Source organism: Propionivibrio limicola (genome assembly GCF_009469695.1).
Classification (GTDB): domain Bacteria; phylum Pseudomonadota; class Gammaproteobacteria; order Burkholderiales; family Rhodocyclaceae; genus Propionivibrio; species Propionivibrio limicola.
This window is the reverse complement of the sequence record NZ_SSSR01000002.1, coordinates 39,800-63,292: the sequence shown is the minus strand read 5'-3', so window position 1 is coordinate 63,292 and position 23,493 is coordinate 39,800. Positions and strand designations below refer to the sequence as shown.

Genomic DNA, 23,493 nt, shown 5'->3' with positions numbered 1-23,493 from the left:
TCGGCTAGACTGTTCCGCCCCGACGCATTCGTCGCATACCGCTTCATTTCTCCCGACTCATGGCACGAAACAACAAAAAAATCCAACTGATCGAATTCAAGGGGACCACCCTTCCGGTCGTCAGCGTCACGCTGCATTCGCTGCAGGCACGGCAAGTCGCCAAGGCGGCCACGGAACTGTTCGGCGACGACGAGTTCTTCGATGGCGATGCGGCGGTCATCGAACTCGATTCGATTGATCCCGAGGAGATCTCCGCCGACTGGGCCGCGCTCAAGGCGATCCTCGACGGGCACGGGCTGCGCGTGATTGGCGTGCGCGGCGGAAGCGAGGCATTGCGCACGAACGCCGCCGGCGCCGGCTTGCCGAGCCTCGCCGCGTTCAAACGCCCGACCCGCACGGTGGAAGAACGCACCGAACCTGCCCCCCCGCCCCCTCAACCAGCGGCCCCGGAAGCCGTCGCGGCACCACAGCCGCCCGCCCCCGCCTTTGTGCCGACGCTGATCATCGACCGGCCACTGCGCTCGGGCCAACAGGCTTACGCACGCGGCGGCGATCTCGTCGTCCTGGCGGCCGTCAATGCCGGGGCGGAAGTCATCGCCGACGGCAGCATCCACGTCTACGCTCCGCTGCGCGGGCGGGCGCTGGCCGGCGCCAGCGGCGCGACGACGGCACGCATCTTCACCACCCGCTTCGAGGCAGAACTGGTGTCGATCGCCGGCGTGTATCGCACGTTCGAGGCCGGCATCCCGGACCAACTGGCCGGACAACCGGTACAGATCCAGCTCTCTGAAGAGCCGGGCAAAGGCAGCAACCTGTCCATCGTCGCCTTGCGGACAGACTGAGCACCCGTTGCCGCATGGCATCAAGCGATCCGGTAAAAAATTCCGGCAACAGGTAAAATCACGTTTTTTTCAACGGAGAAACGTTCGTGACACGAATCGTCGTCGTAACTTCCGGCAAGGGTGGCGTTGGCAAGACCACCACCAGCGCCAGCTTCTCCTCCGGCCTGGCCCTGCGCGGCTTCAAGACGGCCGTCATCGATTTCGATATCGGTCTGCGCAACCTCGACCTGATCATGGGCTGCGAACGCCGCGTCGTCTACGACCTGGTCAACGTCCTCCACGGCGAAGCCACGCTGACGCAGGCGCTGATCAAGGACAAGCACTGCGGCAACGACAACCTGTACGTGCTGCCCGCTTCGCAGACACGCGACAAGGACGCGCTGACCGAAGAAGGCGTCGAAAAGGTGCTGAAGGAGCTTGAGCACATGGGCTTCGACTACGTCGTCTGCGATTCGCCGGCCGGCATCGAACGCGGTGCGGTGATGGCACTGACCTTCGCCGACGAGGCGCTGATCGTCACCAACCCGGAAGTCTCGTCGGTGCGCGACTCCGACCGCATCCTCGGCATCATCCAGGCCAAGTCGCGGCGCGCCATGGCGGGCGGTGAACCGGTCAAGGAGCACCTGCTGATCACCCGCTATTCGTCGAAACGTGTCGACGAAGGCGAAATGCTCTCCTACAAGGACGTGCAGGAAATCCTGCGCGTGCCGATCATCGGCGTCATCCCGGAATCGGAAATCGTGCTGCAGTCGTCCAACCAGGGCACGCCGGCCATCCATTTGAAAGACAGCGACGTTTCCGAAGCCTACCTCGACGTCGTCGATCGTTTCCTCGGCCACACCAAGCCGTTGCGTTTCGTCGATTACGAAAAACCCGGCCTGCTCAAGCGACTGTTCGGGGGAAAATAGGATGTCCCTGCTTTCACTCATCTTCGGCAACAAACCGAAATCGGCGGTTCAGGCCAAGGAAAGGCTGCAGCTCATCATCGCGCACGAGCGCAACAGCCTCTCCAGCAAGCCGAACTTCCTGCCCGAGCTGCAGCAGGAACTGGTGGCCGTCATCTCCAAGTACGTTTCGGTCAATCAGGACGACATCAAGGTATCGCTGGAGAAACAAGGCAATTACGAGGTGCTCGAGGTCAACATCGTCCTGCCGGAGCCGGGCGCCGCACGCTGACGTCTCCGCGCATCGACCAGACAGCCCCGGGCAGCCTGCCGGGGCTTTTTGTTTTTTACAAGGCGAGCGCACCCCGCATGTCAAGAATTTTATTCCGCTCCCGATAGGTCAATTGACTATTTTTTAGGCGGCAACAAGAGTAAAATCCGCCCCCTTCCCTGCCACACCTGCACACTACCCCACATGGAATTCGTCGGTTTCTCGCTCCGGAACAATCTTTTTGTCGCCCCGATGGCCGGGGTCACCGACCGTCCGTTCCGGCAACTGTGCAAGAAGATGGGCGCCGGCCTGGCCGTCTCGGAAATGGTGACGTCCAACTCGCTGCTTTACGGCAGCGCCAAGACGCAGCGGCGCGCCAACCACGATGGCGAAGTGAAACCGATTTCGGTGCAGATTGCCGGCTCGGTGCCGAAGATGATGGCCGATGCCGCCCGCCACAACGTCGAGCGCGGCGCCCAGATCATCGACATCAACATGGGCTGCCCGGCTAAGAAAATCTGCAACGTGATGGCCGGCTCCGCCCTGCTCAAGGACGAAACGCTGGTCGGCCAGATTCTCGAAGCCGTCGTCCAGGCCGTCCCCGAAACGCCGGTGACGCTGAAAATCCGCACCGGCTGGGACAAGACCAGCCGCAACGCGCTGAACATCCTGAAAATTGCCGAGCAGTCGGGCATCCGCGCCCTCGCCGTGCATGGCCGCACCCGCGCCTGCGGCTATACCGGCCACGCCGAATACGAAACGATTGCCGAGATCAAGGCCGCCGCGCAGATCCCGGTGATCGCCAACGGCGACATCACCTCGCCGGAAAAGGCCAAACACGTGCTTGACGTCACCGGCGTCGACGCGCTGATGATCGGCCGCGCCGCGCAGGGCCGCCCGTGGCTGTTCCGCGAAATCGAACACTTTCTGGCGACCGGCACGCACCTGCCGCCGCCGCGCGTCAGCGAAATCCACGCCATCCTGCTCGCCCACCTCGACGACCTGTACGCGTTTTACGGCGTCGAAACCGGCGTGCGCGTCGCGCGCAAGCACATCTCCTGGTACACCAAGGGGCTGGTCGGTTCGGCGGCGTTCCGCCACCACATGAACCTGCTCCCCGATGTCGCCACGCAGCAGGGCGCCGTCAACACATTTTTCCTGAGTCTGGCCGAGCACAGCGAACACCTGCGTTACGACCCGACCGACAACAACAATAGCAACGACAGTGAGGGACTCGCCGCATGAAACGCGATCACGACATTTCCGCCTGCATCAAGGGCGCGCTGGAAACCTATTTCAGGGATCTCGACGGTGAATCGCCGTCGAGCATCTACGACATGGTGCTGAAGAGCGTCGAGCGTCCGATGCTCGAAGTCATCCTGCAGCAAGCCGGCGGCAACCAGACGCTGGCCGCCGAAATGCTCGGCATCAACCGCAACACGCTGCGCAAGAAAATTACCGAACACCAGTTGCTCTGATTCGCGTATCTGATTTTTTCTAGTCCTTTTTCTGCTTTTTCTGATTTATTCCCCGCAAGTCTTACCCGCCGCAAGCACGGCAGCGGGCTGGCCGGATATCGATTGCCCGGCCAGCCGCCCCGAATCCTGTGGCGATCTTTAACCTGAGAAAGTCCTCGACATGAAAATTCGCCAAGCTCTGATCAGCCTTTCCGACAAACGCGGCGCGCTCGAATTCGCCCAAGGTCTCGCCGCGCAAGGCGTCAAGCTCCTGTCCACTGGCGGCACCGCCAAACTGCTGCGCGATGCCGGCCTTGCCGTCACCGAAATCGGCGACTACACCGGTTTCCCGGAAATGCTCGACGGCCGCGTCAAGACGCTGCACCCGAAAGTGCATGGCGGCATCCTCGCCCGCCGCGACCTGCCGGAACACATGGCGACAATCGAGCAGCACGGCATCCCGATGATCGATCTGGTCTGCGTGAACCTCTACCCGTTCGCCGCCACCATCGCCAAGGACGGCGTGACGCTCGAAGACGCGATCGAGAACATCGACATCGGCGGTCCGGCCATGGTCCGCTCCTCGGCCAAGAACTACGCCGGCGTCGCCATCGTCACCGATCCGGAAGACTACCCGGCCATCCTGAGCGAAATGCAGGCCAACGGCGGCGCCCTGCAACTGGGCACCCGCTTCAACCTCGCCAAGAAGGCCTTCACCCACACGGCGCGCTACGACAGCATGATCGCCAACTGGCTGACCGGTCTCGACGAAGGCGCTGAAACCAAGGCCGCCGAAGCCGCGCCGGCTCCGTCGATCTTCCCGGCCAAGCTGCAACTCGCTTTCGACCGCGTCGAAGTGCTGCGCTACGGCGAGAACTCGCACCAGAGCGCCGCCTTCTACCGCGACACCGCGCCGGTGGCCGGCAGCATCGCCGCCTACACCCAGTTGCAGGGCAAGGAACTCTCCTACAACAACATCGGCGACTCGGACGCGGCTTGGGAATGCGTCAAATCCTTCGATGTGCCGGCCTGCGTCATCGTCAAGCACGCCAATCCGTGCGGCGTCGCTATCGACGGCAACCTGCTCGGCGCCTACGAAAAAGCCTTCAAGACCGATTCGACCTCGGCCTTCGGTGGCATCATCGCCTTCAACGGCGAAGTCGGCATGGACATCGTCAACGCCATGAACGAGCGCAAGCACTTCGTCGAAGTGCTGATCGCCCCGGCCTTCACTGCCGAAGCCAAGGCCGCGCTGGCCGCCAAGCAGAACCTGCGCGTGCTTGTCGTGCCAATCTCGCGCGAGCTCAACGCGCTCGAATACAAGCGCGTCGGCGGCGGCCTGCTGGTGCAGACGGCCGACAACTTCACGGCGCAAGCCAGCGACCTCAAGGTCGTCACCAAAGTTGCGCCAAGCGCGCAACAGATCGAAGACCTGCTCTTCGCCGAACGCGTCGCCAAGTTCGTCAAATCCAACGCCATCGTCTTCTGCGGCAACGGCATGACGCTCGGCGTCGGCGCCGGCCAGATGAGCCGCGTCGATTCGACCAAGATCGCCTGCATCAAGGCCCAGCACGCCGGTCTCGACCTGAAGGGTTCGGTCGTCGCCTCCGACGCTTTCTTCCCGTTCCGCGACGGCGTTGACGTCCTCGCCGAAGCCGGCGCCAAGGCCGTCATCCAGCCGGGCGGCTCGATGCGCGACGAGGAAGTCATCGCCGCGGCCGACGAACACGGCATCGCCATGGTCTTCACCGGCGCCCGTCATTTCCGTCACTAATATCAAAGCCACTAACCACAGAGACACGGAGGCACAGAGGAAACCAGAAAAAGGCAAAAATCGGGAAGTTTTCTGTGTTTCCGATAACATGCTTTTCTCTGCGTCTCTGTGCCTCTGTGGTGAAAGGTTCTACAAATGAAAATCCTCGTCATCGGTTCCGGCGGACGCGAACATGCGCTGGCCTGGCGCCTCGCCAAAGCTCCCGGCCTACAAAAAGTTTATGTCGCTCCCGGCAACGCCGGCACGGCGCACCAGCATGAGCTGGAGAACATCAACATCACCGACCCGGCCGCGCTCGCCGACTTCGCCGAGAAGGAGAAAATCCATCTCACCGTCGTCGGCCCGGAAGCCCCGCTCGCCGCCGGCATCGTCAATTTGTTCCGCGAACGCGGACTGAAGATCTTTGGCCCGACCAAGGAAGCCGCGCAGCTCGAATCCTCGAAGGATTTCGCCAAACGCTTCATGGCCCGGCACAAGATTCCGACCGCCTCCTTCGAAACCTTCTCCGACACCGCCGCGGCGCACTCCTACGTCGACCAGAAGGGCGCACCGATCGTCATCAAGGCCGACGGTCTGGCGGCCGGCAAGGGCGTCGTCGTCGCCATGTCGCTTGAAGAAGCGCACCGCGCCATCGACGACATGCTCTCCGGCAACAAGCTCGGCGATGCGGGCGCCCGTGTCGTCATCGAAGACTTCCTCGACGGCGAGGAGGCCAGCTTCATCGTCATGGTCGATGGCAAGAACGTGCTCGCGCTGGCTTCGAGCCAGGACCACAAACGCATTTTCGACGGCGACACCGGCCCGAACACGGGAGGCATGGGCGCCTACTCGCCGGCGCCGGTCGTCACGCCGGAAATCCACGCCAAGGCGATGCGCGAAATCATCCTGCCGACGGTACGCGGCATGGCCGCCGACGGCATGCCCTACACCGGCTTCCTCTACGCCGGTCTGATGATCGGCAAGGATGGCTCGGTGAAGACGGTGGAATTCAACTGCCGCATGGGCGACCCGGAAACGCAGCCGATCATGATGCGCCTGAAGTCCAACCTCGTTGAACTCGTCGAGCACGCCATCGCTGGCACGCTCGACCAGGTCGAGGCCGAATGGGACCGCCGCGTCGCGCTCGGCGTCGTCCTCGCCGCCGCCAACTACCCGGAAACGCCGCGCAAGGGCGACGTCATCAGCGGCCTGCCAAAGGCAACTGACAACGGCAGTGACAGCGTCTGCGTTTTCCAAGCCGGTACCACCGAGCAGGACGGCAAGGTCGTCACCGCCGGCGGTCGCGTGCTCTGCGTCACGGCGCTCGGCGACAACGTGAAACTCGCGCAAAAGCTCGCCTACGAGACGATCACCGGCATCCACTTCGACGGCATGCAGTTCCGCCGCGACATCGGACACCGGGCTCTCTCGCGCTAAGCCGTGCTACGTCTGCCACACTGCCACAAAAAAGGCCGGGACTCACCTCCCGGCCTTTTTTCATCCCCACGCCCGGACTACGCAACGACGGGCAAAGCCTCCGGCCTCAATCGGCCATCGCCGCCGCCCGGTAATGCGGCATGGCCTCCTCGACGCGCTCGGTGGTCTCAAACAAACGCGCCAGTTCGAGCCGGATTTCGCGCTTGTCGCTCCCCAGTTCGGCGACCGACAAGGCCGCTTCGAGATAGGCCTGCGCCTTGCCCCACAACCGCTGCTCGAAACACATACGGCCGAGCGCCAGCAAGAGTTGCGGGTCGTCCCGATGCGCGGGCAGCCATTTGTCGGCGGCGGCAATACGCGCCGTCAGATCGCCGCCACGCACCTGGCCATACAATCCGGCCAGGCGTGAATCCCATTCGCGCTCCAGCTGGGCCTTGATGAACTCGCCCGCCTCTTCGTGTTCGCCAAGCTGGACGAGGGCCTCGGCATAAACGCGGGCCAGACGCGGGCTGCGCTCGCTCGACGGCATCTTCTTCAGGTAACCCCGCAATTGCGCCAGATCCGAACTGCGCTGGCGGACGTTCTCCTGATGCGCCTTGAGCTTGATTTCATGGGCCAGCTCCGGCACGAGCGCGTTGCGTTTTTCAAGTACGCGGGCAAGGCGCAAGACCTCGTCCCAGTTGCCGCAGCCCTGCTGGGCGCGCAATTCAAGTCGCAAGGCGGCGATGTGCCGGCCGGCCGTGGCATGCAGGCGCTTGAGAACCTCGGCCGCTTCGGCAAAACGATGCGTTTCGATGAGCATTTCGGCTTCGAGCATCAGGCAGGCCGCCTGCGCCTTCGGATCGTGAGCAACGGCCTTTTCGAGCCATTGCTTCTGCTTCTCGCTCTCGCGCAAGCGCTGGGCGGCACGGGCGGCGAGCAGCGCCGACGTCGCGGGCGCGAAACCGGCGGCAAAGGTTTCGCCAGTCCGCTTCATCGCCTGCGCATAGCGACCTTCAACCAGAAGGCGCACGCCGTCGTCGAGCACCTGCGTCATTTTTTCGCGTTGCCGACGGGCACGGAATTCGCGCACGCGACCGGGCAGCGACATCGTCAGCGCCACGCCGCGCAGCAGCCCGTACATCACGACAAAGCCGCCAACCAGCACGACAATCGCGAGATTCAACGAAATCTCGACGCGATACGGCGGATAGACGAGCAGCAGATAGCCTTCGTTGTAGTAGGCCGCCAGCGAAAGGGCGACGGCGGCGGCGAACAGCGCGAGAACCCAGAGCAGCCCTTTCATTGCTTCGGCTCCTGGCTGGCCTTGTAGCTCTTGATCGCCTCAAGACTGGCGGCGATGTCGGGCAGAGCGATGGCCACTTCCGTTGCCGACAGCTCCTTGAGCGACGCCTGCGCCGTCTGCACGGCATTGTCGCTACCGTTGAAATAGCGTCTCAGCCATTCCGTCGCCTGCCGGATTTCGCCGCGGTACGTTTCCTGATCGCGGGAGAGCAGCGCCAGCCGGGCATTGAGCAAACGCAGCTTGAGGTTTTCGCGCAGGAAGAACGCCTGCTCCGGAGCGAGCAACACCGGCGCCTCGCGGTCGAAACGCTGAACGCGAACCAAGCCGCGCACGTCCGACCAGAAGCCGGACAGCAGTTGCTGCCAGAAACTCAGCGACCCCAGTGACGGTGCCGCCGCGGCCGGAACCGGATCCTTCTTGCTTTCACGCGGCCGGGCATTGACGACGAGCGGCAGCGTATCGATGGCACTGATCACGCTTTCGATGCGCAGGTACAAGCCCTGCATGTCGACCTTCGGCACCGCGCGCAGATGGTCGAGATCGCTCACCAGTACCTTGCGCAATTCAATGAACTGCGGCCGGTTGCTGCCGGCCAGGCGGGAATCGGCGGCCTGCAAGGCCAGCACCGCGCCCGGCACGTTACCGGCCAGTTGCAGTTGCTGCGCGGCAAACATCACGTTCTGTTCGACTTCGGCCAGCACGGCTTCATCGCTGTTCCGCGCCAGGCTTTCGTAGAGGGATTGCAGCGCTTCCTGCTGGCTCTTCGCCACCTCCGCCTGCTCCTTCAGCGTGTCGACCGTCGCCTGCAGCGTCGCGAGTTGCTCCTGCGCCTGCTTGCTCTGGGCTTGCGTTTCCTCGACGACCAGTTCGCTAGCGGTCAGGCGCTTGCTTACCTCAACCCGCGTGTCGGCCAGACGCACCCGCGTTTCGAACCATTGCCAGCCGGCCAGTCCGAAGGCGGCCGCCGCGATGAACGCCCAGGGACTGATACGCATCTTGGTAAACAGCGGCGAAGAAGGCGAAGGCGCCGCGGTGTCGGTGGAAGCGGAAGATTGATCAACATTCTCGTTCATAGCCACGCCACTCAAAATTACACAAACCGTTGATGATACCGGCGTCCGCCGGCCCGGTCAGCACGACCTGCAGCAAGCCGAGCGCGTGCGCCACTTCGACGATGCGCGCATGCGGCACGAAAACGGGGAGCGTTTGCAACTGCGCACGCGCCTCGGCATCGAGCAACGCCAACAGGTTGCGCAGCCCCTCGCTCGACGAAATCGTCGCCGCGTCAAGTTGCCGACGATGCAGCAGCGCCCGAATCGACGCACCATCGGCCGGCGCCGACCGCTGGTAGCAGGTCACGCAGTCGACCTCGGCCCCGCGCTCGCGCAGGGTGTCGGCCAACAATTCCCGCCCGCCGTTGCCGCGCAGGATCAGCACTTTTTGGCCCTGCACGCGTTCGGCCTGCAACGGTGGCAGGTCGAGCAATGCCTCGGAATCGAAGCGCTCGGTCGGTGCGATGACCTTGTCGATACCGAACTGCGCCAGTTTCGCCACCGTACTCTGGCCGATCGCCGCCGCCTGCACGTTGCCCGGCCAGGCCCGCCCCCCCAGAAGCGGCGGCAGGCCATAGTCGACGGCGTTCGGGCTGATAAAGACGATCAGCGAAAATTCATCGAGCCGCGCCGCCATCGACTGTACCGCCCCCGGATCATCGACCGGCGCAATGTCGAGCAAGGGAAAACTGACCGCCTCGCCGCCCTGCGCCGCGATCAGCGCGGCCAACGCGGCCGACTGCCCGACCGGGCGCGTCACGAGGATGCGTTTTCCCTCAAGCGGTCGCATCAGAGGCACGTCGGCGAAGCCAGCGCGGCAAGAATCGCGTCCGCTCCTTGCGCGCGCAGTTGCTGCGCCAACTGCCGACCGAGCGCTTCGTCATCGACGGCGTTGCCGCGAATCTCGCCGCGCACCATCTGCTGTCCGTCAGGCGTCGCCACGAAGCCGCGCAACCACAGTTGATCACCGTCAAGCACCGCATAGCCGCCGAGCGGCACCTGGCAACTACCGCCAAGCGCACGCGAGAAGGCGCGTTCGGCACGCACGCAATGCGTCGTCGGCACATCGGCAAGCAGCGCCACTAAAGCCGCCACATCGGCGCGCCCCGCCGAAATTTCGATGCCGAGCGCTCCCTGCCCCGGCGCGGGCAGCGACTGCTCCGGCGTCAGCACAGCGCGAATCCGCTCGCCGAGCCCCAGCCGAATCAGTCCGGCGGCAGCCAGGATGATGGCGTCAAACTGCCCTTCGTCGAGCTTGCGCAGGCGCGTATCGAGGTTGCCGCGCAACGGCACGATCGTCAGTTGCGGATAGGTCGCGCGCAGGGTCGCCTCGCGGCGCAGACTCGACGTACCGACAACAGCGCCGGGCGGCAGCGCCTCCAGCCCGTCGTAGCGGTTCGAGACAAACGCGTCGCACGGGTTCTCGCGCACCGGGATAGCCGCCAGCACGAAACCTTCCGGCATCTCCATCGGCACATCCTTCATCGAATGCACGGCGAGATCAGCGCGCCCCTCCTGCATGGCGATTTCCAGCTCCTTGATGAACAGCCCCTTGCCGCCGATTTCCGCCAGCGGGCGGTCGAGAATCTGGTCGCCGCGCGTCGTCATGCCGAGGATGTCCACCGGACATTCAGGATGCAGGCCGGCCAGGCATTGCCGGACATGCTCGGTCTGCCACATGGCCAGCCGCGACTCGCGCGAGGCGATGACAAGACGGGGGGGCGAAAAGACATGAGGCTTCTTATTCACGGCAAGACCTGATCGCGGAGAAAAAACGACGGCGATAGTACCACGCAGACTTTTGCCAAGCCTCTCCAAGCCGCGCAGCTTATGGCCGGGCGGGCAAGCAGGCCTTCACCGCGGCAATGGCCTGCGCAACCCGACCGGCACCCTCGTGGGCGGCCAGTCGCAGGCGGCGTCCGCCCACCTTTGCCCGGTCCATATACGCGGCCGCCAGCCACTCCGGCGAAACAACGCTTTCGGCGGCTTCCGGGTTCCACGTATGAACATAAGCGCCGACTTTCGTGCCAACCGCCCCGCTCCCCTTCCCGGCGCGCACCAGGCTGACCGCCGGACGGGCAAAGGCTTCCGCCACGATGCGGCCATGCAGGCTCGATCCGATAAAGCCGGCGCAGCGCGACAGCAGCGCCGCGATATCCCACACATGCAGCGATTCGAAGACGCTCGCCGCAAGACCGGGCGCGACGTTCAGCAATCGCCGATAAACATCCGAACGGTCATGCCACGGAGCGCCACCCGCCCGGAACAGGACGACCCCGCACCCCAGCTTTGCCTGCAGCCGCCGCAACTGCGCGCCGAGAATGCGGAGCGTCGCATCGTCGCCGAAATCGGCGTTGAACTGCACGGCCAGATAACCATCGCCGAAGCGCTGACGAACGTTCGCCGGTTCCCCAGCGCGCGCATGGGCGCGGATAACGGCGCGGAACAGGATGGCGGTCAGCTCGGCCGGATCGGGCGCCAACCGCGGAAGGACGCCGTGACACGCCAGATGGGAACAGGTCTGCCGGTCGCGAACCCAGACAAAATCGGCCTGCCGTAGCCGGGCAATGACCGACGCCTGCGCGGCCTCCGGCAACGCCCCGAACTCGACGCCGCCGACACCGAGAAAGCCGACAAAGCACGCCCCCGCAAACAACTCGCGCGGCACGACATAAGCGATCGGCTGCGCCAGCCCGGTTTCTGCCATGGCCCAGCGCTGCGCCGCCAGAGGATCGGTATCGAAGCGGGCAATCGCCGCGGCGGCCGCCGCATCCGATTGCAGCATGACGGCGGCCTCATAGAGGGAACATGTGAGGATTTCGCCACCCACGTGAATGATTGTCGCCGGGTAGCATCCGGCTTCCCGGGCCAGCGCCGAAATCGCCCGCACCTTGCGTCCGCCATGAACGGACAAATCGCGCTCGGCCAGCCCGGCGAATACGACCGGGCACGGTGCCAGCACCGCCCGCGCCACTTCGCCGAGCAGGATGTCGCCGAAATTGTGACGGTCGAAGGCGCCGAAAAGAATCAGTGGCCTGTACTCATACGCCATGATGTCGGCCCATCGCCTCAGGCCGGGCGTTGGCGAGGCGGCAGGCAACGACCTCAAGCGAGGCCTTCATGCGCCGCCAATGCGAGCCGCGCCAGAAGACCTTCCGGCAATCGGGGCAGCGCCAGAACGCGGCAAAGCCGGCGAGCGTTCCGGGCAGCAGAAGATCCGCCACTTCGCTCCGCGCCACCGGCCGCAACAGCGCATTGCATTCGAGACAGCGACCGGGATTGCCACCCTGCAGATCGAGGCTGTAGCGCCAGGCCACGTCGAGCAACTGCTCAAGCGGGTCTTCGCCACGCACATAACACCCCGCCTGCACCGCGCGGTGCATCAGCAAATCCCGGTCGCGCGTCAGGACGATGCGCCCGTCAGCGGCGGCAAGCGCGACCAGTTCGGCGTCCCGCCAGGCGTTGTGCCAGAGCGTGTCGAACCCGGCAAAGCGCAGGTAGCGCGCCAGACGGCCAAGATGCGCATCGGCGACGAAACTCGGCGCACTGTCTCCGCACGCCGGCGGCGGGAGACAATGCAGCGTCGGCAAAACGGCCACACGGTCAGCCGGGGACAGGCGGCAGTTCAGCGCCGCCGGTTCGCCATTGATCAGCAATAACCCGATTTCCGTATGCGGCACGCCGAGCGCTTCGATCACGTGTTTTGCGGATTGATGCGCCGCCACCTCTCGCGTGAAAGACCGGCCGCGCAAGGCGGGCGGGAGAAAATCGCCGAGCTCGGCATAGAAGCGGAATTCGGGCATCAAGACACTCTCGACGGCTCGCCGCCTCAGCCTTTTTGATACGTTCCGACCAGTTGCGCTTCGGCGACGACATGCCCGCGCATGGCCTGTTCAAGCCGCTTCTTGTCCGGCTTGCCCAGGTCCGGCAGCACGACGTCGAGCGCATAGAGCTTGAAAAAGTAGCGGTGCCGTCCAATTGGCGGACACGGCCCGCCGTAACCCGTCCGCTGCCAGTCGTTCAGACCATCAAGCGTTCCGACGGGCAGCGCGGTAACCGCTTCCGGCAGGGAAGCACTCACCGGCGGCAGGTTGTACAGCAGCCAATGCACCCACGTCATCCGCGGCGCCGCCGGATCGGGCGCATCGGGATCGTCCACGATGAGAACAAGGCTTTGGGCACCGGCCGGGATGTCGCTCCAGGCGAGCGGTGGCGAAACATCCTGCCCCTGGCAGGTATAACGTTTCGGAATAGCGCCGCCGGGCACAAAAGCATCGGACAGAATCTTCATTCCCATTGCCGGATCTCCCTTCAACGCAAGACAGACAGTCCCATTCTAGGCGCCGGCCACGGAGACTGCACGAAATCAGTCCTGGCCGCAAAGGAAATCGCATGAAAACCGAATCCACCACAGAGACACCGAGGCACAGAGATTACGCAGAGAAAAACGATCTATTTTGCTTTGATTCTCCCGCTTCTCTCCGCGCCAACTCTGTGTCTCTGTGACTCTGTGGTGAGTTCTTTGGTTTTATGTGTTGCTTCATGCGATTGCCCTGCCCTGGCCGCCCGCACCCGACTGCCGCGCGTAGCTCCTGACGACCGGCCACTGCCGCCGGCTGACCGGCACGCGTTCGGAGATGCCGTGGAAAAGCGCCTGCCACTGCGCTTCGGCCTCCTCGGTCGCGCACTTTTCGAAGCCGGCGATGGCCAGCTTCGCCGCCAGCACGCTGCGGTGCAGCCGGATGAAACGGGCCGAGAATTCCTGCTCCAGATGCGTCAGCGATTCGTCGAGCAGATACTCGCGGCTGGCAGTACGGGCGACGACATACTTGAGATCGGCCTTCAGATAAAGAATGTCGGCCACCGGCACGAGCAGCAGGCGACCTCGCTCGTGGCATGACAGATGCGTGCGCGCCCCCTCCTGCAGGCTGGCCAGCACCGGTAACGGCGGCGGAAGCCGCTGCTGGCGAACCTTCTGCAGCGCCGTGGCCAGACGCTGCGCCCGGACGGGCTTGACGAGATAATCGATCGCATTGAGCTCGAAAGCCTGCACGGCATGATTCTCGTAGGCGGTCACAAAAATCACGGCCGGCGGTTGCGTCATCCCGCCGAGATGGCGTGCCAGTTCGATGCCATCCATGTCGGGCATGCGGATATCGGCCAGTACGACATCGACCGCATGCTCCGCAACGAGCTTCAACGCCAGCACACCGTTAGCCGCTTCGCCGACAACGGCGTTAGGCACCTCGGCCGCGATATCGGCCAGCAGGTCGCGCAGGCGCGCGCGGGCCGGTGCCTCGTCGTCGACAACGAGAACCGCAAGCGACGACGATACGGAAGTCATCAGCGTCATGAACGAATTCCCCGGCACGGCAGGACGATATGCACGCGAAACTCGCGCCGTCCGTCAGCGAGCGTTTCCTCGCGGACGTCGAGACGCGCTTCGAGATCGTAGTACAAGGCCAGCCGCTCGCGAACATTGTCCAGCGCCATGTGGTTGCCCTCGGAACGCCCTTTACTGGCGAAGCAGGGATTGGCCAGATCGATATGCAACTCGTCGCCGCGGCGCGCGAAGCCAATCCGCACCGTACCGGGCTCGCCGGAAGGTTCGATGCCGTGGTAGACGGCGTTCTCGAGCAGCGGCTGCAACATCAAGGGCGGCACCTTGAGGTCGGCTGGCACATCAACGATGTCCCATTCGACGTTGAGACGTTCTCCCAGCCGCAACTTTTCGAGATCGAGGTACTGGCGGCAAAGAGCAATTTCGTCGGCCAACGGCAGCAGGTCGCGATGGTCGCGCATGAGAGCGCGGAACAGCTCGGCCAGTTCTTCCAGCGCCGTCTCTGCCCGTTTCGGCTCGGCGCGAATCAGCGAGAGCACGGCATTCAGGCTGTTGAACAGGAAGTGCGGCCGGATGCGCGCCGTCAGCGCCTGCAGGCGCGCTTCGCTCAGCGCCGGCGAAAAGGCGCGCGCCCGCAGATCGAAGTAAAACAGCATGACGCCCGCCGCCGCGCCGCCGAGCAGCCCCGCCCGCCAGAGACGCGGCCCGCCGCCCTCGTCGAACCCCATGAACGCGAAAAAATCGAGCAACAGGATCGAAGCGCCCGCCGCCAGCAGCAGCACGAGCGCCTGCCCCAACCTGACGGGCAGCTGCCGCAACACGCGCCCGGACAGGGCCAGCAAGACGACGTCGAGCAGCAGCACCGGCTGCACCCAGGCGGACAGCGCGACGTAACGGTCGATCCATTCGCGCACGCTCGCGCCCTGCACCAGCGCCGCCGCCAGCGCCAGCACGTTCACGCCAAGCAGGATGCGTAGCATGACGCCGAAGTTGAGAAAGTCCGGCAGCGGCCGGGCCACCGGGTTCTGCTTTATACTTGCCATCTGTTTTTTCAAGCCATTCCTGTCGGGAAACCCTTCGACACCTCCCGCATTCTAGCCCACGAACTTGCCTTTATCATGAGCCAAACGACGCCAGCTTCTTCCCAATACACCTGGGCCGGCCGCTTCTCCGAGCCGATGTCCGATCTCGTCAAACGCTATACCGCTTCCGTCGATTTCGACAAGCGGATGTGGCGGCAGGATATCCGCGGTTCGCTGGCGCACGCCAAAATGCTGGCCAAGCAAGGCATCATTTCGGCCGCCGACCTTTCCGACATCGTGCGCGGCATGGCGCAGGTCACCTCCGAAATCGAGTCCGGCGCCTTCGAATGGTCGCTTGATCTCGAAGACGTGCACCTCAACATCGAAAAACGCCTGACCGCCCTTGTCGGCGACGCCGGCAAGCGCCTGCATACCGGCCGTTCACGCAACGATCAGGTGGCGACCGACATCCGCCTCTACCTGCGCGATGCGATCGACGACATTCTGGTGCTGCTCAAGGCTTTCCAGACCAGCCTGCTCGACCTCGCCGAACGCGAGGCGGCGACGCCGATGCCCGGCTTCACCCACCTGCAGGTGGCCCAGCCGATCACCTTCGGCCACCACCTGATGGCCTGGTTCGAAATGACCCGCCGCGATGCCGAACGCTTTGCCGACGTGCGCCGCCGCACCAACCGCCTGCCGCTCGGCGCCGCCGCGCTGGCCGGCACGACCTACCCGATCGACCGCGAATTCGTCGCCGCCGAACTCGGCTTTGACGGCGTCTGCGAAAACTCGCTCGATGCCGTGTCCGACCGCGACTTCGCCATCGAATTCTGCGCCGCCAGCGCCCTCCTGATGATGCACATCTCGCGCATGTCCGAGGAACTGGTGCTGTGGATGAATCCACGCTTCGCCTTCGTCAAGATTGCCGACAGTTTCTGCACCGGCAGCTCAATCATGCCGCAGAAGAAGAACCCGGACGTGCCCGAACTGGCGCGCGGCAAGACCGGCCGCGTCTACGGCCACCTGACCGCCCTGCTGACCCTGATGAAGGGCCAGCCGCTGGCCTACAACAAGGACAATCAGGAAGACAAGGAGCCGCTGTTCGACGCCGTCGATACGGTCAGCGACACGCTGCGCATCTTCGCCGACATGATCCCCGGCATCACCGCCCGCCCGGACAACATGCGCGACGCGCTGCGCCAGGGCTTCGCCACCGCCACCGATCTCGCCGACTACCTGACGCGCAAGGGTCTGCCTTTCCGCGACGCGCACGAAGCGGTCGGCCTTGCTGTGCGCCGTGCCGAAGAATTGGGCGTCGACCTGCCGGAACTGCCGTTCGAAACGCTGAAGAGCTTCTCGCCGCTCGTCGCGGACGACGTCTTCTCAGTGCTCACCGTGGAAGGCTCCCTCGCCTCGCGCAAGCACATCGGCGGCACGGCGCCGGAGCAGGTGCGCGCCGCCATTGCCCGCGCCCGGCAAAGGGTCTGATCGGAACGAGGGCCAAGGCGGTCGCGCTCTTGGTCAGTCATGTTGAAGCGCATGGATGAATGCTTCACCACCAAGACACCAAGGACACAAAGAATCACCAAGAAAACAGAGCGTTAGCTTGGTGCTCTCTTGGTTTCTTGGTGGTTCGCGTTTTTCGCTGACGGACCACTCCGATTTCCGCTCGAGTCGGCAGCTCAGTGGCCGCAACTTACCGGATGCCCGCCGTGGCCAACCAGTTCGGGGCGTTGCGCCGTCGTTCGGACGACGCCCGTCGTCCCATCGAACAAGACGTCGAACCAGGCGACCTGATTCCAGCTGTCGCAGAAGCGCCATTCCCAGACGAGCTCGTTACGCGCCTTGAAATAGGCGGTTTGGGTTGGATTCGACGGACCGAGCAAGCGCAGGACGGATTCCTTGTCGCTCTTGCCCGCCTCGATGCGCGCGAAATGCTCGACGTTCAACACCGGCTCGATGCGCTCCAGCCGCCCGCCTGCCGCCACGAACACCATGAACGTCTGCGTCCCCGCAGGGCCGCGCGGATAGGCCAGCTGTTCGCGCCCGTCCGGATCCTTCCAGCGCATGGCCGGCGAACCCATCGACGCCACGATTTCCGGCAGCGTACTTGCGCCCGGCTTGAGATCACGCCCCGCGTAGCTTGCACAACCGGCCAGCGTCACAAATAACGCCGAAAGCGCAAACAGGCCGATTTGCTTCAGACCCCGCCCATCACGACGTCCCGTTGCCTCGTTGATTTCCTTGTTCATGGTGTCCTCCATTTCGGACGTGGATTGATTCACGATTCATTCTTGGTATTTACATTTTAGATCGCCGCATCGCCAATTCGTTTCTCACGCGCCGGCATAGTCCCCCGAGGGACTCCTCACAGGGACCCTGCGCAGACCCGGCGAGCGGCAGCGAACTCACGGCGGCGAATCGCTCACCTCGAACACGAACTCGACGGGCGGCAAGGTCTCGACAAGCACGTGCAGGCGTCGTGGCCCGGCCGCTTCGTCAGCCGACATTGTCCACTCACCATAGATCCAGCCATCTACGGGCACCAGTTGCCGTTGACTGATCGGGCGCCGCTTCGGCGGCATGACGAAATCCAGAGCCGCCGCCGTCTCCGGCACCGACGGCGGCTCTGCCTGAACATATTCCTCGCGCACGTTCAGGCGGCGTTTCTTCGTATGCACCTCGATCGCCCAACCGTAGCGCTGCCCGGCGCGCCGGGGAACGACCCGCGCTGATTCGAAGATGACTTCACCGTCCGGCCCGGCTTTGAACACGCCAAACTCTGCATCCAGAATTCGCACGTCGTCCGAAGCCGCATACGACGCCCCCGGGAAAAGGACGGCGGCGCACAACAAGATCACTCGCAAGCAAGAAAAAGTCATTTTTTACACCTGACAAGAAACGAAGGGCAAAACGTCCATCGTTGCGGATGGTAGCGCTTCGACACCAGGAACACATTCCGCACCGACACCAACGACGCATCAAACACATCGATTTTTTCAAGGTGTTTTTCCGAAATAATCGATTTGCAAGAGGTAACTGAGTGCTCATACCATCAATCACGTCAGCAACGACAAAGGAGACCTTCTCATGCGAGTCGACATCAAGACCAGTGGAATCGATCTGACCGATGGTTTGCGCGAGCACGCCGAACGGCGCCTGACCTTCGCGCTCGACCGGGCGCGTCACGACGTCAGCAGCGTGACCGTACGCCTTTCCGATATCAATGGCCCGAAGGGCGGCAACGACAAGCGCTGCCAGATCCAGATCCCGCTGCCTCATCACCGCGACGTACTGATCGAGGACACCGCCTCCGATCTCTATGTCGCCATCGACCGGGCCATTGGCCGGATCGGCAACACGCTTGGCCGCCGCCTGTCACGACAGCGCGCCGACCGGCGCCAGCCGCGCCACACGCAGGAAACTGCCTTTGAACCTGACTGAGCGGCCGAGACGGCATCTCAACGCTTGAGAGGGGGCGTATCATGCGCCCCTTACAGAAAACCCGAGAAATCCAATGACCATAACACCCGACAGTTTCGCTACCGGCCCGATGTGGGCCGGTTTTATCGTTTTTGTTCTCGCCATGCTGGCGCTTGACCTGTTCGTCTTCGGCGGGCGCAAATCGCATCGCGTCTCCGTCAAGGAAGCGCTGGGCTGGGTCATCGCCTGGGTTTGCCTGTCCCTGGCCTTCGCGGGCCTGCTCTGGTGGTATCTGAACGATACGCATGGCGCGGAAATCGCACAGCGCAAGACGCTCGAATTCCTGGCTGGCTACCTGATCGAACAGTCGCTGTCGGTCGACAACATGTTCGTCTTCGTCATGATCTTCGGCTACTTTGCCGTGCCGCCCGAACTGCAGCGCCGCGTGCTGCTCTACGGCGTGCTCGGCGCCATCGTCATGCGGGCGGGGATGATTCTGGCCGGGGTCTGGCTGGTCAACCAGTTCGCCTGGATCCTCTATGTCTTCGGCGCCTTCCTCGTCATCACCGGCGTCAAGATGCTGATCTTTGCCGAGGATGAGCCCGATCTTGAACAAAATCCGCTCCTGCGCTGGCTGCGCGGCCATCTGCGCATCACCAGCGGCTTTCATGGCGAATCCTTTTTTGTCCGCCAGAACGGCATACTCTGGGCCACGCCGATGTTCCTCGTGCTGCTGCTGATCGAAGCCAGCGACGTGATTTTCGCGGTCGACAGCATCCCGGCCATCTTCGCGGTTACCACCGATCCGTTCATCGTCTTCACGTCGAACATCTTCGCGATCATGGGGTTACGTGCCTTGTACTTCCTGCTCGCCGACATGGCCGACCGCTTCCACCTGCTCAAATATGGGCTCGCCATCGTGCTGGTATTCATCGGCGGCAAGATGCTCGTCATGCCCTGGTTCCACATGCCGATCCAGTGGTCGCTGTCGATCGTCGGCCTCATCATCGCCGTTTCGGTGGCGCTGAGTTTGATCATGTCGAAGAAGGAAACCGCCGTCACGGGAGAGTCCGAATGAACACCCTGCAAGCGCAAGACCTGCCACAGCCGTCGAGCACCCAACGCGATGCCGATGACCGTCTGATCGCCCTCAGCATCGACGGCAGCCAAGGCTTTCCGGCCCAAGAAGAAAACTCCTGGCTGCTGGCCATCGATGGCTCGGACTACTCGCTACGCGCGGCCAGCGAGGCGCTCCGTCTCTCGTGCCAGAGCGGCGATTGCTCGTTCCATGTGGTCAACGTGCAACACTGGTTGAGCAAGGAGGCGGCGGAGTCGGAACTGCTGCATCGGGGCTGGGCCGCCACAAAGGGCGCGCGCGCCCTGCTCGATCAAGCCGGCAAGCCGTGGCGACTGCACGTCCTCATGGGCGACGCGGCCGAACACATCGTCAACCTGGCAAAACGTCTGGGCGTACGCGGCATCGTCGTCGGCAGCCGCGGCCTCGGCGCCACCGAGAACCTGCTGATTGGCTCGGTCGCCTACAAGGTCATCCACCTTAGTCCGGTATCTGTTCTGGTAGCGCGTTAATTCGTTGCCTGCCGTGTTCGGCCAGCCAATCCCTGGCCGAACACACACGAAAGGCGGACAAGACCGTCCGCCTTTCCTCCCCTCCTTCCGCAGCCGAGACACATCCCTGCGGAACTATTTTTCTCCCCGCGGGTCGATCTTCGTCGCTGTTTGTCGGCAAGGAGGGAGTCGTCGTTCCCGATGCCATGACAGGCGGCAGAACGAAACTTGAAAGCGCCCCGCCTTCTAGCGCAGAATGCACCGGCAGCGGGATTTCCTTTCAGCACGCCGATTCCTGACAACAACAAACGAGGGACTCATGAGGCACAGCGCACCAACGGAGAACGATCCCCCTCTCCACAAGCTACGACCTGCCGAATCGCTTTCATGCCGGTGCGGAGGCCGTAACTTCCCGCATCGCCAGCCCGAAATCACAAAACCAACAGGAGAAGAGTCATGATCGATCCAACGGTCGTTGAACTGTCGCGTCTACAGTTCGCGTCGACGGCGCTTTACCACTTCATCTTCGTGCCGCTCACACTGGGTCTCGTGTGGATACTGTTCATCATGGAATCGGTCTATGTCATCACCGGCAAGCCGATCTACAAGGAGATGACTCAATTCTGGGGCAAGCTGTTCGGCATCAACTTCGCCCTTGGCGTCACCACCGGCATCACGATGGAGTTCCAGTTCGGCACCAACTGGGCCTATTACTCGCATTACGTCGGCGACATTTTCGGCGCGCCGCTGGCCATCGAGGCCTTGATGGCCTTTTTCCTTGAATCGACGATGTTCGGTCTCTTCTTCTTTGGCTGGAACCGGCTGTCCAAGGGCGGCCATCTGGCGGTGACCGGTCTGCTGGCGCTGGGCACCAACCTCTCGGCGATCCTCATCCTGATCGCCAATGGCTGGATGCAGGACCCGGTCGGCGCAGTCTTCAACCCGATCACGATGCGCATGGAACTGACCGATTTTGCCGCGCTGATCTTCAATACCGGGGCACAGGCGAAGTTCGTGCATACGGTCGCCGCCGGTTATGTTGCCGGCGCGCTCTTCGTGCTCGGCATTTCGGCCTGGTACCTGCTCAAGGGACGGCACCTCGAATTTGCCCGCCGCTCGTTCCGCATCGCCGCATCGTTCGGACTGATCGGCATCATGGGGGTGATTTTCATGGGCGACGAATCCGGCTATCACGTCGCGCAGACCCAGAAATCAAAACTCGCCGCCGTCGAGGCGATGTGGGAGACGGAACCGGCGCCCGCCAGCTTCAACATCATCGCCGGCATCAACGAGGCAGAACAGAAGAACGACTGGTCGCTTCAGGTGCCACAATTGCTCGGCATGATCGCCACCCGCTCGACGACCGAAGTGTTGCCGGGCATCCGTGAAATCCGGGAAACGAACCAGGAACGCGTCAAGTCCGGCATCGAGGCAATCATCGCCCTTGAAGTCATGCGCAAGAACCCGGCCGATGAAGCGGCCAAAGCCACGTTCGAGAAACACCGCCAGGATATGGGCTACGGACTGCTCGTGCAGCGCTACAGCCCCGATGTCCGCCAGGCAACGCCGGAGATGATTGCTCAGGCAGCGCATGACACGGTGCCGAAAGTCGCACCGATGTTCTGGTCGTTCCGCATCATGGTCGGCCTCGGTGTCATGATGCTCGGCCTGTTCGCCTTCGCCTTCTACAGCGGCATCAGGGGCACGATCCAGAAAAACACGCTGTTCCTGAAGGCCTGCCTGTGGAGCATCCCGCTGCCATGGATGGCCATCATGATCGGCTGGTTCGTCGCCGAATACGGCCGCCAGCCATGGACGGTTTTCGACATGCTGCCAACCTACCTCTCGGCTTCGAGCCTGTCGGTCGCCAGCCTGCTGGGATCGATCGCCGGCTTCGTCGGCTTCTACACGCTGCTCCTGATCGTCGAGATGTACCTGATGTTCAAGTACGCCCGCCTCGGCCCGGCCGTGCTCAAACAAGACAACGCTTAAGGGAGAACCACCATGCTCGATTACATGACCCTGAAACTGATCTGGTGGCTGCTCGTCGGCGTGCTGCTGATCGGCTTTGCCATCATGGACGGCCATGACATGGGCGTCGGCACGCTGCTGCCCGTGCTTGGCAAGGACGATACTGACCGCCGCGTCATGATCAACACCATCGCCCCACACTGGGACGGCAACCAGGTCTGGTTCATCACGGCCGGCGGCGCCATATTCGCGGCCTGGCCATTCGTCTACGCCACGGCTTTCTCCGGGCTTTACTGGGCGTTGCTGCTGGTGCTCTTTGCCCTCTTCTTCCGGCCGGTCGGCTTTGAGTACCGCTCCAAGCTGCCCAACCCGGCCTGGCGCAAATCCTGGGACTGGGGAATTTTTGCCGGCAGCGCGATCCCGGCGCTCGTCTTCGGCGTCGCTTTCGGCAATCTCTTCCTCGGCCTGCCGTTCTATCTCGATGACACCATGCGCTCGTTCTATACTGGTTCGTTCTGGGCGCTGCTCAATCCCTTTGCGCTGCTGTTCGGCGCCATCAGTCTCACCCTGCTCACGTTGCAAGGCGCCACCTTCCTGTCGCACCGGACGGAGGGCGATCTGCAGGCGCGTGCAAAAAAAGCCGCCAGCATCGCCACCGTCGTCTTGCTGGTCGCCTTCTCGATCGCCGGCTTCTGGGTGTCGCGCATCGACGGCTACGTCATCCAGTCAATCCCGGATGTCGGCACGACGCTCAATCCATTGATGAAGGAAGTGACCCGCGCACCGGGCGCCTGGTTCGCCAACTACAACGCGATGCCGATCCTCTGGCTGGTTCCGGCACTGGCGTACATCGGCGGCGCGCTCGTTCTGGCCTGCCTGCGTTCCGGCAAGACGCTGATCGCCTTCGTCGGTTCCTCGCTGGCCTGCGTTTCGGTCATCCTGACCGCCGGCATCGCTCTCTTCCCGTTCGTGCTGCCCTCATCTGAATTGCCGAAAGCCAGCCTGACGGCGTGGGACGCCACGTCCAGCCACATGACGCTGAACGTCATGCTTTGGGTCGCCCTGATCTTCACGCCGATCGTCGTCGCATACACCGGCTGGGCCTATCGGGTCATGTCCGGCAAGGTGACGCGCGACTTCATCGTCAAGAACGACAAAGCCCTCTACTGATTACGAACACACGAAA

24 protein-coding genes are annotated in these 23,493 nt (G+C 63.3%); 13 read left to right on the top strand and 11 right to left on the bottom strand.

What is annotated here, in order from left to right; genetic code table 11:
* Positions 1–59: 59 nt before the first annotated feature.
* From minC to purD, 7 genes are all read left to right on the top strand, one after another.
* On the top strand, positions 60–842 hold the full coding sequence (gene minC / locus GH659_RS02315; protein ID WP_153109143.1) for a septum site-determining protein MinC: 783 nt from the start codon (positions 60–62) through the stop codon (positions 840–842).
* Between the two features lie 86 nt (positions 843–928).
* Positions 929–1,750, top strand: a complete 822-nt coding sequence (minD, locus tag GH659_RS02310; protein WP_153109142.1) for a septum site-determining protein MinD — start codon at positions 929–931, stop codon at positions 1,748–1,750.
* Between the two features lies 1 nt (position 1,751).
* Positions 1,752–2,018 carry a cell division topological specificity factor MinE gene (gene minE, locus GH659_RS02305; protein WP_153109141.1) on the top strand — a complete coding sequence of 89 codons (267 nt, stop codon included), beginning with the start codon at positions 1,752–1,754 and terminating at the stop codon, positions 2,016–2,018.
* A 183-nt stretch (positions 2,019–2,201) separates the two neighbouring features.
* Positions 2,202–3,242, top strand: coding sequence for a tRNA dihydrouridine synthase DusB (gene dusB / locus GH659_RS02300; protein WP_153109140.1), 1,041 nt, complete (start codon positions 2,202–2,204; stop codon positions 3,240–3,242).
* Positions 3,239–3,475 carry a Fis family transcriptional regulator gene (locus tag GH659_RS02295; protein WP_153109138.1) on the top strand — a complete coding sequence of 79 codons (237 nt, stop codon included), beginning with the start codon at positions 3,239–3,241 and terminating at the stop codon, positions 3,473–3,475. Before dusB ends, GH659_RS02295 begins: the two co-directional genes overlap by 4 nt.
* A 160-nt stretch (positions 3,476–3,635) precedes the next feature.
* On the top strand, positions 3,636–5,228 hold the full coding sequence (purH, locus tag GH659_RS02290; protein ID WP_153109137.1) for a bifunctional phosphoribosylaminoimidazolecarboxamide formyltransferase/IMP cyclohydrolase: 1,593 nt from the start codon (positions 3,636–3,638) through the stop codon (positions 5,226–5,228).
* 135 nt (positions 5,229–5,363) lie between these two features.
* Entirely contained in the window at positions 5,364–6,644 is a 1,281-nt protein-coding gene (gene purD, locus GH659_RS02285; protein ID WP_153109135.1) for a phosphoribosylamine--glycine ligase, read from the top strand.
* Between the two features lie 106 nt (positions 6,645–6,750).
* On the opposite strand, the gene GH659_RS02280 is transcribed toward purD, so the two are convergent.
* The 9 genes from GH659_RS02280 to GH659_RS02240 form a co-directional block, all read right to left on the bottom strand.
* On the bottom strand, positions 6,751–7,929 hold the full coding sequence (locus GH659_RS02280; protein WP_153109134.1) for a heme biosynthesis HemY N-terminal domain-containing protein: 1,179 nt from the start codon (positions 7,927–7,929) through the stop codon (positions 6,751–6,753).
* Positions 7,926–9,002 (bottom strand): uroporphyrinogen-III C-methyltransferase, encoded by a 1,077-nt coding sequence (locus tag GH659_RS02275; protein WP_153109132.1) that lies wholly within the window; start codon positions 9,000–9,002, stop codon positions 7,926–7,928. Before GH659_RS02275 ends, GH659_RS02280 begins: the two co-directional genes overlap by 4 nt.
* Complete coding sequence (locus tag GH659_RS02270) at positions 8,986–9,771, bottom strand: uroporphyrinogen-III synthase (RefSeq protein ID WP_170285801.1); 786 nt, start codon at positions 9,769–9,771, stop codon at positions 8,986–8,988. The genes GH659_RS02275 and GH659_RS02270 overlap by 17 nt, the downstream gene beginning before the upstream one ends.
* Positions 9,771–10,730 carry a hydroxymethylbilane synthase gene (gene hemC, locus GH659_RS02265; RefSeq protein ID WP_281349698.1) on the bottom strand — a complete coding sequence of 320 codons (960 nt, stop codon included), beginning with the start codon at positions 10,728–10,730 and terminating at the stop codon, positions 9,771–9,773. Before hemC ends, GH659_RS02270 begins: the two co-directional genes overlap by 1 nt.
* A 79-nt stretch (positions 10,731–10,809) precedes the next feature.
* Complete coding sequence (locus GH659_RS02260; protein WP_153109130.1) at positions 10,810–12,033, bottom strand: polysaccharide pyruvyl transferase family protein; 1,224 nt, start codon at positions 12,031–12,033, stop codon at positions 10,810–10,812.
* Positions 12,023–12,784: a Mut7-C RNAse domain-containing protein gene (locus tag GH659_RS02255; protein ID WP_153109129.1), complete on the bottom strand. Its 762-nt coding sequence runs from the start codon at positions 12,782–12,784 to the stop codon at positions 12,023–12,025. Before GH659_RS02255 ends, GH659_RS02260 begins: the two co-directional genes overlap by 11 nt.
* 26 nt (positions 12,785–12,810) lie before the next feature.
* Positions 12,811–13,278, bottom strand: a complete 468-nt coding sequence (locus tag GH659_RS02250; RefSeq protein ID WP_153109127.1) for a YbhB/YbcL family Raf kinase inhibitor-like protein — start codon at positions 13,276–13,278, stop codon at positions 12,811–12,813.
* Positions 13,279–13,521: 243 nt separating this feature from the next.
* Positions 13,522–14,334, bottom strand: a complete 813-nt coding sequence (locus GH659_RS02245; RefSeq protein WP_425499973.1) for a LytR/AlgR family response regulator transcription factor — start codon at positions 14,332–14,334, stop codon at positions 13,522–13,524.
* Positions 14,331–15,365, bottom strand: a complete 1,035-nt coding sequence (locus tag GH659_RS02240; protein WP_170285800.1) for a sensor histidine kinase — start codon at positions 15,363–15,365, stop codon at positions 14,331–14,333. The genes GH659_RS02245 and GH659_RS02240 overlap by 4 nt, the downstream gene beginning before the upstream one ends.
* A 75-nt stretch (positions 15,366–15,440) precedes the next feature.
* On the opposite strand from GH659_RS02240, the gene argH reads away from it, so the two are divergent.
* Positions 15,441–16,835, top strand: a complete 1,395-nt coding sequence (gene argH / locus GH659_RS02235; protein ID WP_153109126.1) for an argininosuccinate lyase — start codon at positions 15,441–15,443, stop codon at positions 16,833–16,835.
* Between the two features lie 194 nt (positions 16,836–17,029).
* Here the strand turns inward: argH and GH659_RS02230 are convergent, their stop codons facing one another.
* Positions 17,030–17,632 (bottom strand): hypothetical protein, encoded by a 603-nt coding sequence (locus GH659_RS02230; protein ID WP_211364076.1) that lies wholly within the window; start codon positions 17,630–17,632, stop codon positions 17,030–17,032.
* 123 nt (positions 17,633–17,755) lie between these two features.
* Positions 17,756–18,229 (bottom strand): hypothetical protein, encoded by a 474-nt coding sequence (locus GH659_RS02225; RefSeq protein WP_153109124.1) that lies wholly within the window; start codon positions 18,227–18,229, stop codon positions 17,756–17,758.
* A 208-nt stretch (positions 18,230–18,437) separates the two neighbouring features.
* Here GH659_RS02225 and GH659_RS02220 point away from each other — a divergent pair, with 208 nt between their 5' ends.
* From GH659_RS02220 to cydB, 5 genes are all read left to right on the top strand, one after another.
* Positions 18,438–18,791 (top strand): HPF/RaiA family ribosome-associated protein, encoded by a 354-nt coding sequence (locus tag GH659_RS02220; RefSeq protein ID WP_153109122.1) that lies wholly within the window; start codon positions 18,438–18,440, stop codon positions 18,789–18,791.
* Positions 18,792–18,864: 73 nt separating this feature from the next.
* A complete protein-coding gene (locus GH659_RS02215; RefSeq protein WP_153109120.1) occupies positions 18,865–19,848 on the top strand; it encodes a TerC family protein in 984 nt (327 codons plus the stop codon).
* A complete protein-coding gene (locus tag GH659_RS02210) occupies positions 19,845–20,357 on the top strand; it encodes a universal stress protein (RefSeq protein ID WP_153109119.1) in 513 nt (170 codons plus the stop codon). The genes GH659_RS02215 and GH659_RS02210 overlap by 4 nt, the downstream gene beginning before the upstream one ends.
* A gap of 435 nt (positions 20,358–20,792) precedes the next feature.
* Positions 20,793–22,328, top strand: a complete 1,536-nt coding sequence (locus GH659_RS02205) for a cytochrome ubiquinol oxidase subunit I (protein WP_153109118.1) — start codon at positions 20,793–20,795, stop codon at positions 22,326–22,328.
* Between the two features lie 12 nt (positions 22,329–22,340).
* The gene (gene cydB, locus GH659_RS02200) at positions 22,341–23,477 is read left to right on the top strand and encodes a cytochrome d ubiquinol oxidase subunit II (protein ID WP_153109117.1); all 1,137 of its coding nucleotides are present in this window, start codon (positions 22,341–22,343) and stop codon (positions 23,475–23,477) included.
* Positions 23,478–23,493 lie beyond the last annotated feature (16 nt).

Excerpts from the sequence above, each read along its gene's own strand:
- minC (WP_153109143.1), top strand. The coding sequence starts at position 60 with ATGGCACGAAACAACAAAAAAATCCAACTGATCGAATTCAAGGGGACC.
- GH659_RS02215 (WP_153109120.1), top strand. The coding sequence starts at position 18,865 with ATGACCATAACACCCGACAGTTTCGCTACCGGCCCGATGTGGGCCGGT.
- GH659_RS02280 (WP_153109134.1), bottom strand. The coding sequence starts at position 7,929 with ATGAAAGGGCTGCTCTGGGTTCTCGCGCTGTTCGCCGCCGCCGTCGCC.
- GH659_RS02250 (WP_153109127.1), bottom strand. The coding sequence starts at position 13,278 with ATGGGAATGAAGATTCTGTCCGATGCTTTTGTGCCCGGCGGCGCTATT.
- GH659_RS02205 (WP_153109118.1), top strand. The coding sequence starts at position 20,793 with ATGATCGATCCAACGGTCGTTGAACTGTCGCGTCTACAGTTCGCGTCG.
- GH659_RS02240 (WP_170285800.1), bottom strand. The coding sequence starts at position 15,365 with ATGGCAAGTATAAAGCAGAACCCGGTGGCCCGGCCGCTGCCGGACTTT.
- GH659_RS02270 (WP_170285801.1), bottom strand. The coding sequence starts at position 9,771 with ATGCGACCGCTTGAGGGAAAACGCATCCTCGTGACGCGCCCGGTCGGG.
- argH (WP_153109126.1), top strand. The coding sequence starts at position 15,441 with ATGAGCCAAACGACGCCAGCTTCTTCCCAATACACCTGGGCCGGCCGC.
- purD (WP_153109135.1), top strand. The coding sequence starts at position 5,364 with ATGAAAATCCTCGTCATCGGTTCCGGCGGACGCGAACATGCGCTGGCC.
- dusB (WP_153109140.1), top strand. The coding sequence starts at position 2,202 with ATGGAATTCGTCGGTTTCTCGCTCCGGAACAATCTTTTTGTCGCCCCG.
- GH659_RS02260 (WP_153109130.1), bottom strand. The coding sequence starts at position 12,033 with ATGGCGTATGAGTACAGGCCACTGATTCTTTTCGGCGCCTTCGACCGT.
- GH659_RS02295 (WP_153109138.1), top strand. The coding sequence starts at position 3,239 with ATGAAACGCGATCACGACATTTCCGCCTGCATCAAGGGCGCGCTGGAA.
- purH (WP_153109137.1), top strand. The coding sequence starts at position 3,636 with ATGAAAATTCGCCAAGCTCTGATCAGCCTTTCCGACAAACGCGGCGCG.
- minE (WP_153109141.1), top strand. The coding sequence starts at position 1,752 with ATGTCCCTGCTTTCACTCATCTTCGGCAACAAACCGAAATCGGCGGTT.
- cydB (WP_153109117.1), top strand. The coding sequence starts at position 22,341 with ATGCTCGATTACATGACCCTGAAACTGATCTGGTGGCTGCTCGTCGGC.
- GH659_RS02225 (WP_153109124.1), bottom strand. The coding sequence starts at position 18,229 with ATGACTTTTTCTTGCTTGCGAGTGATCTTGTTGTGCGCCGCCGTCCTT.
- GH659_RS02275 (WP_153109132.1), bottom strand. The coding sequence starts at position 9,002 with ATGAACGAGAATGTTGATCAATCTTCCGCTTCCACCGACACCGCGGCG.
- GH659_RS02210 (WP_153109119.1), top strand. The coding sequence starts at position 19,845 with ATGAACACCCTGCAAGCGCAAGACCTGCCACAGCCGTCGAGCACCCAA.
- GH659_RS02220 (WP_153109122.1), top strand. The coding sequence starts at position 18,438 with ATGCGAGTCGACATCAAGACCAGTGGAATCGATCTGACCGATGGTTTG.
- GH659_RS02245 (WP_425499973.1), bottom strand. The coding sequence starts at position 14,334 with ATGACGCTGATGACTTCCGTATCGTCGTCGCTTGCGGTTCTCGTTGTC.
- GH659_RS02255 (WP_153109129.1), bottom strand. The coding sequence starts at position 12,784 with ATGCCCGAATTCCGCTTCTATGCCGAGCTCGGCGATTTTCTCCCGCCC.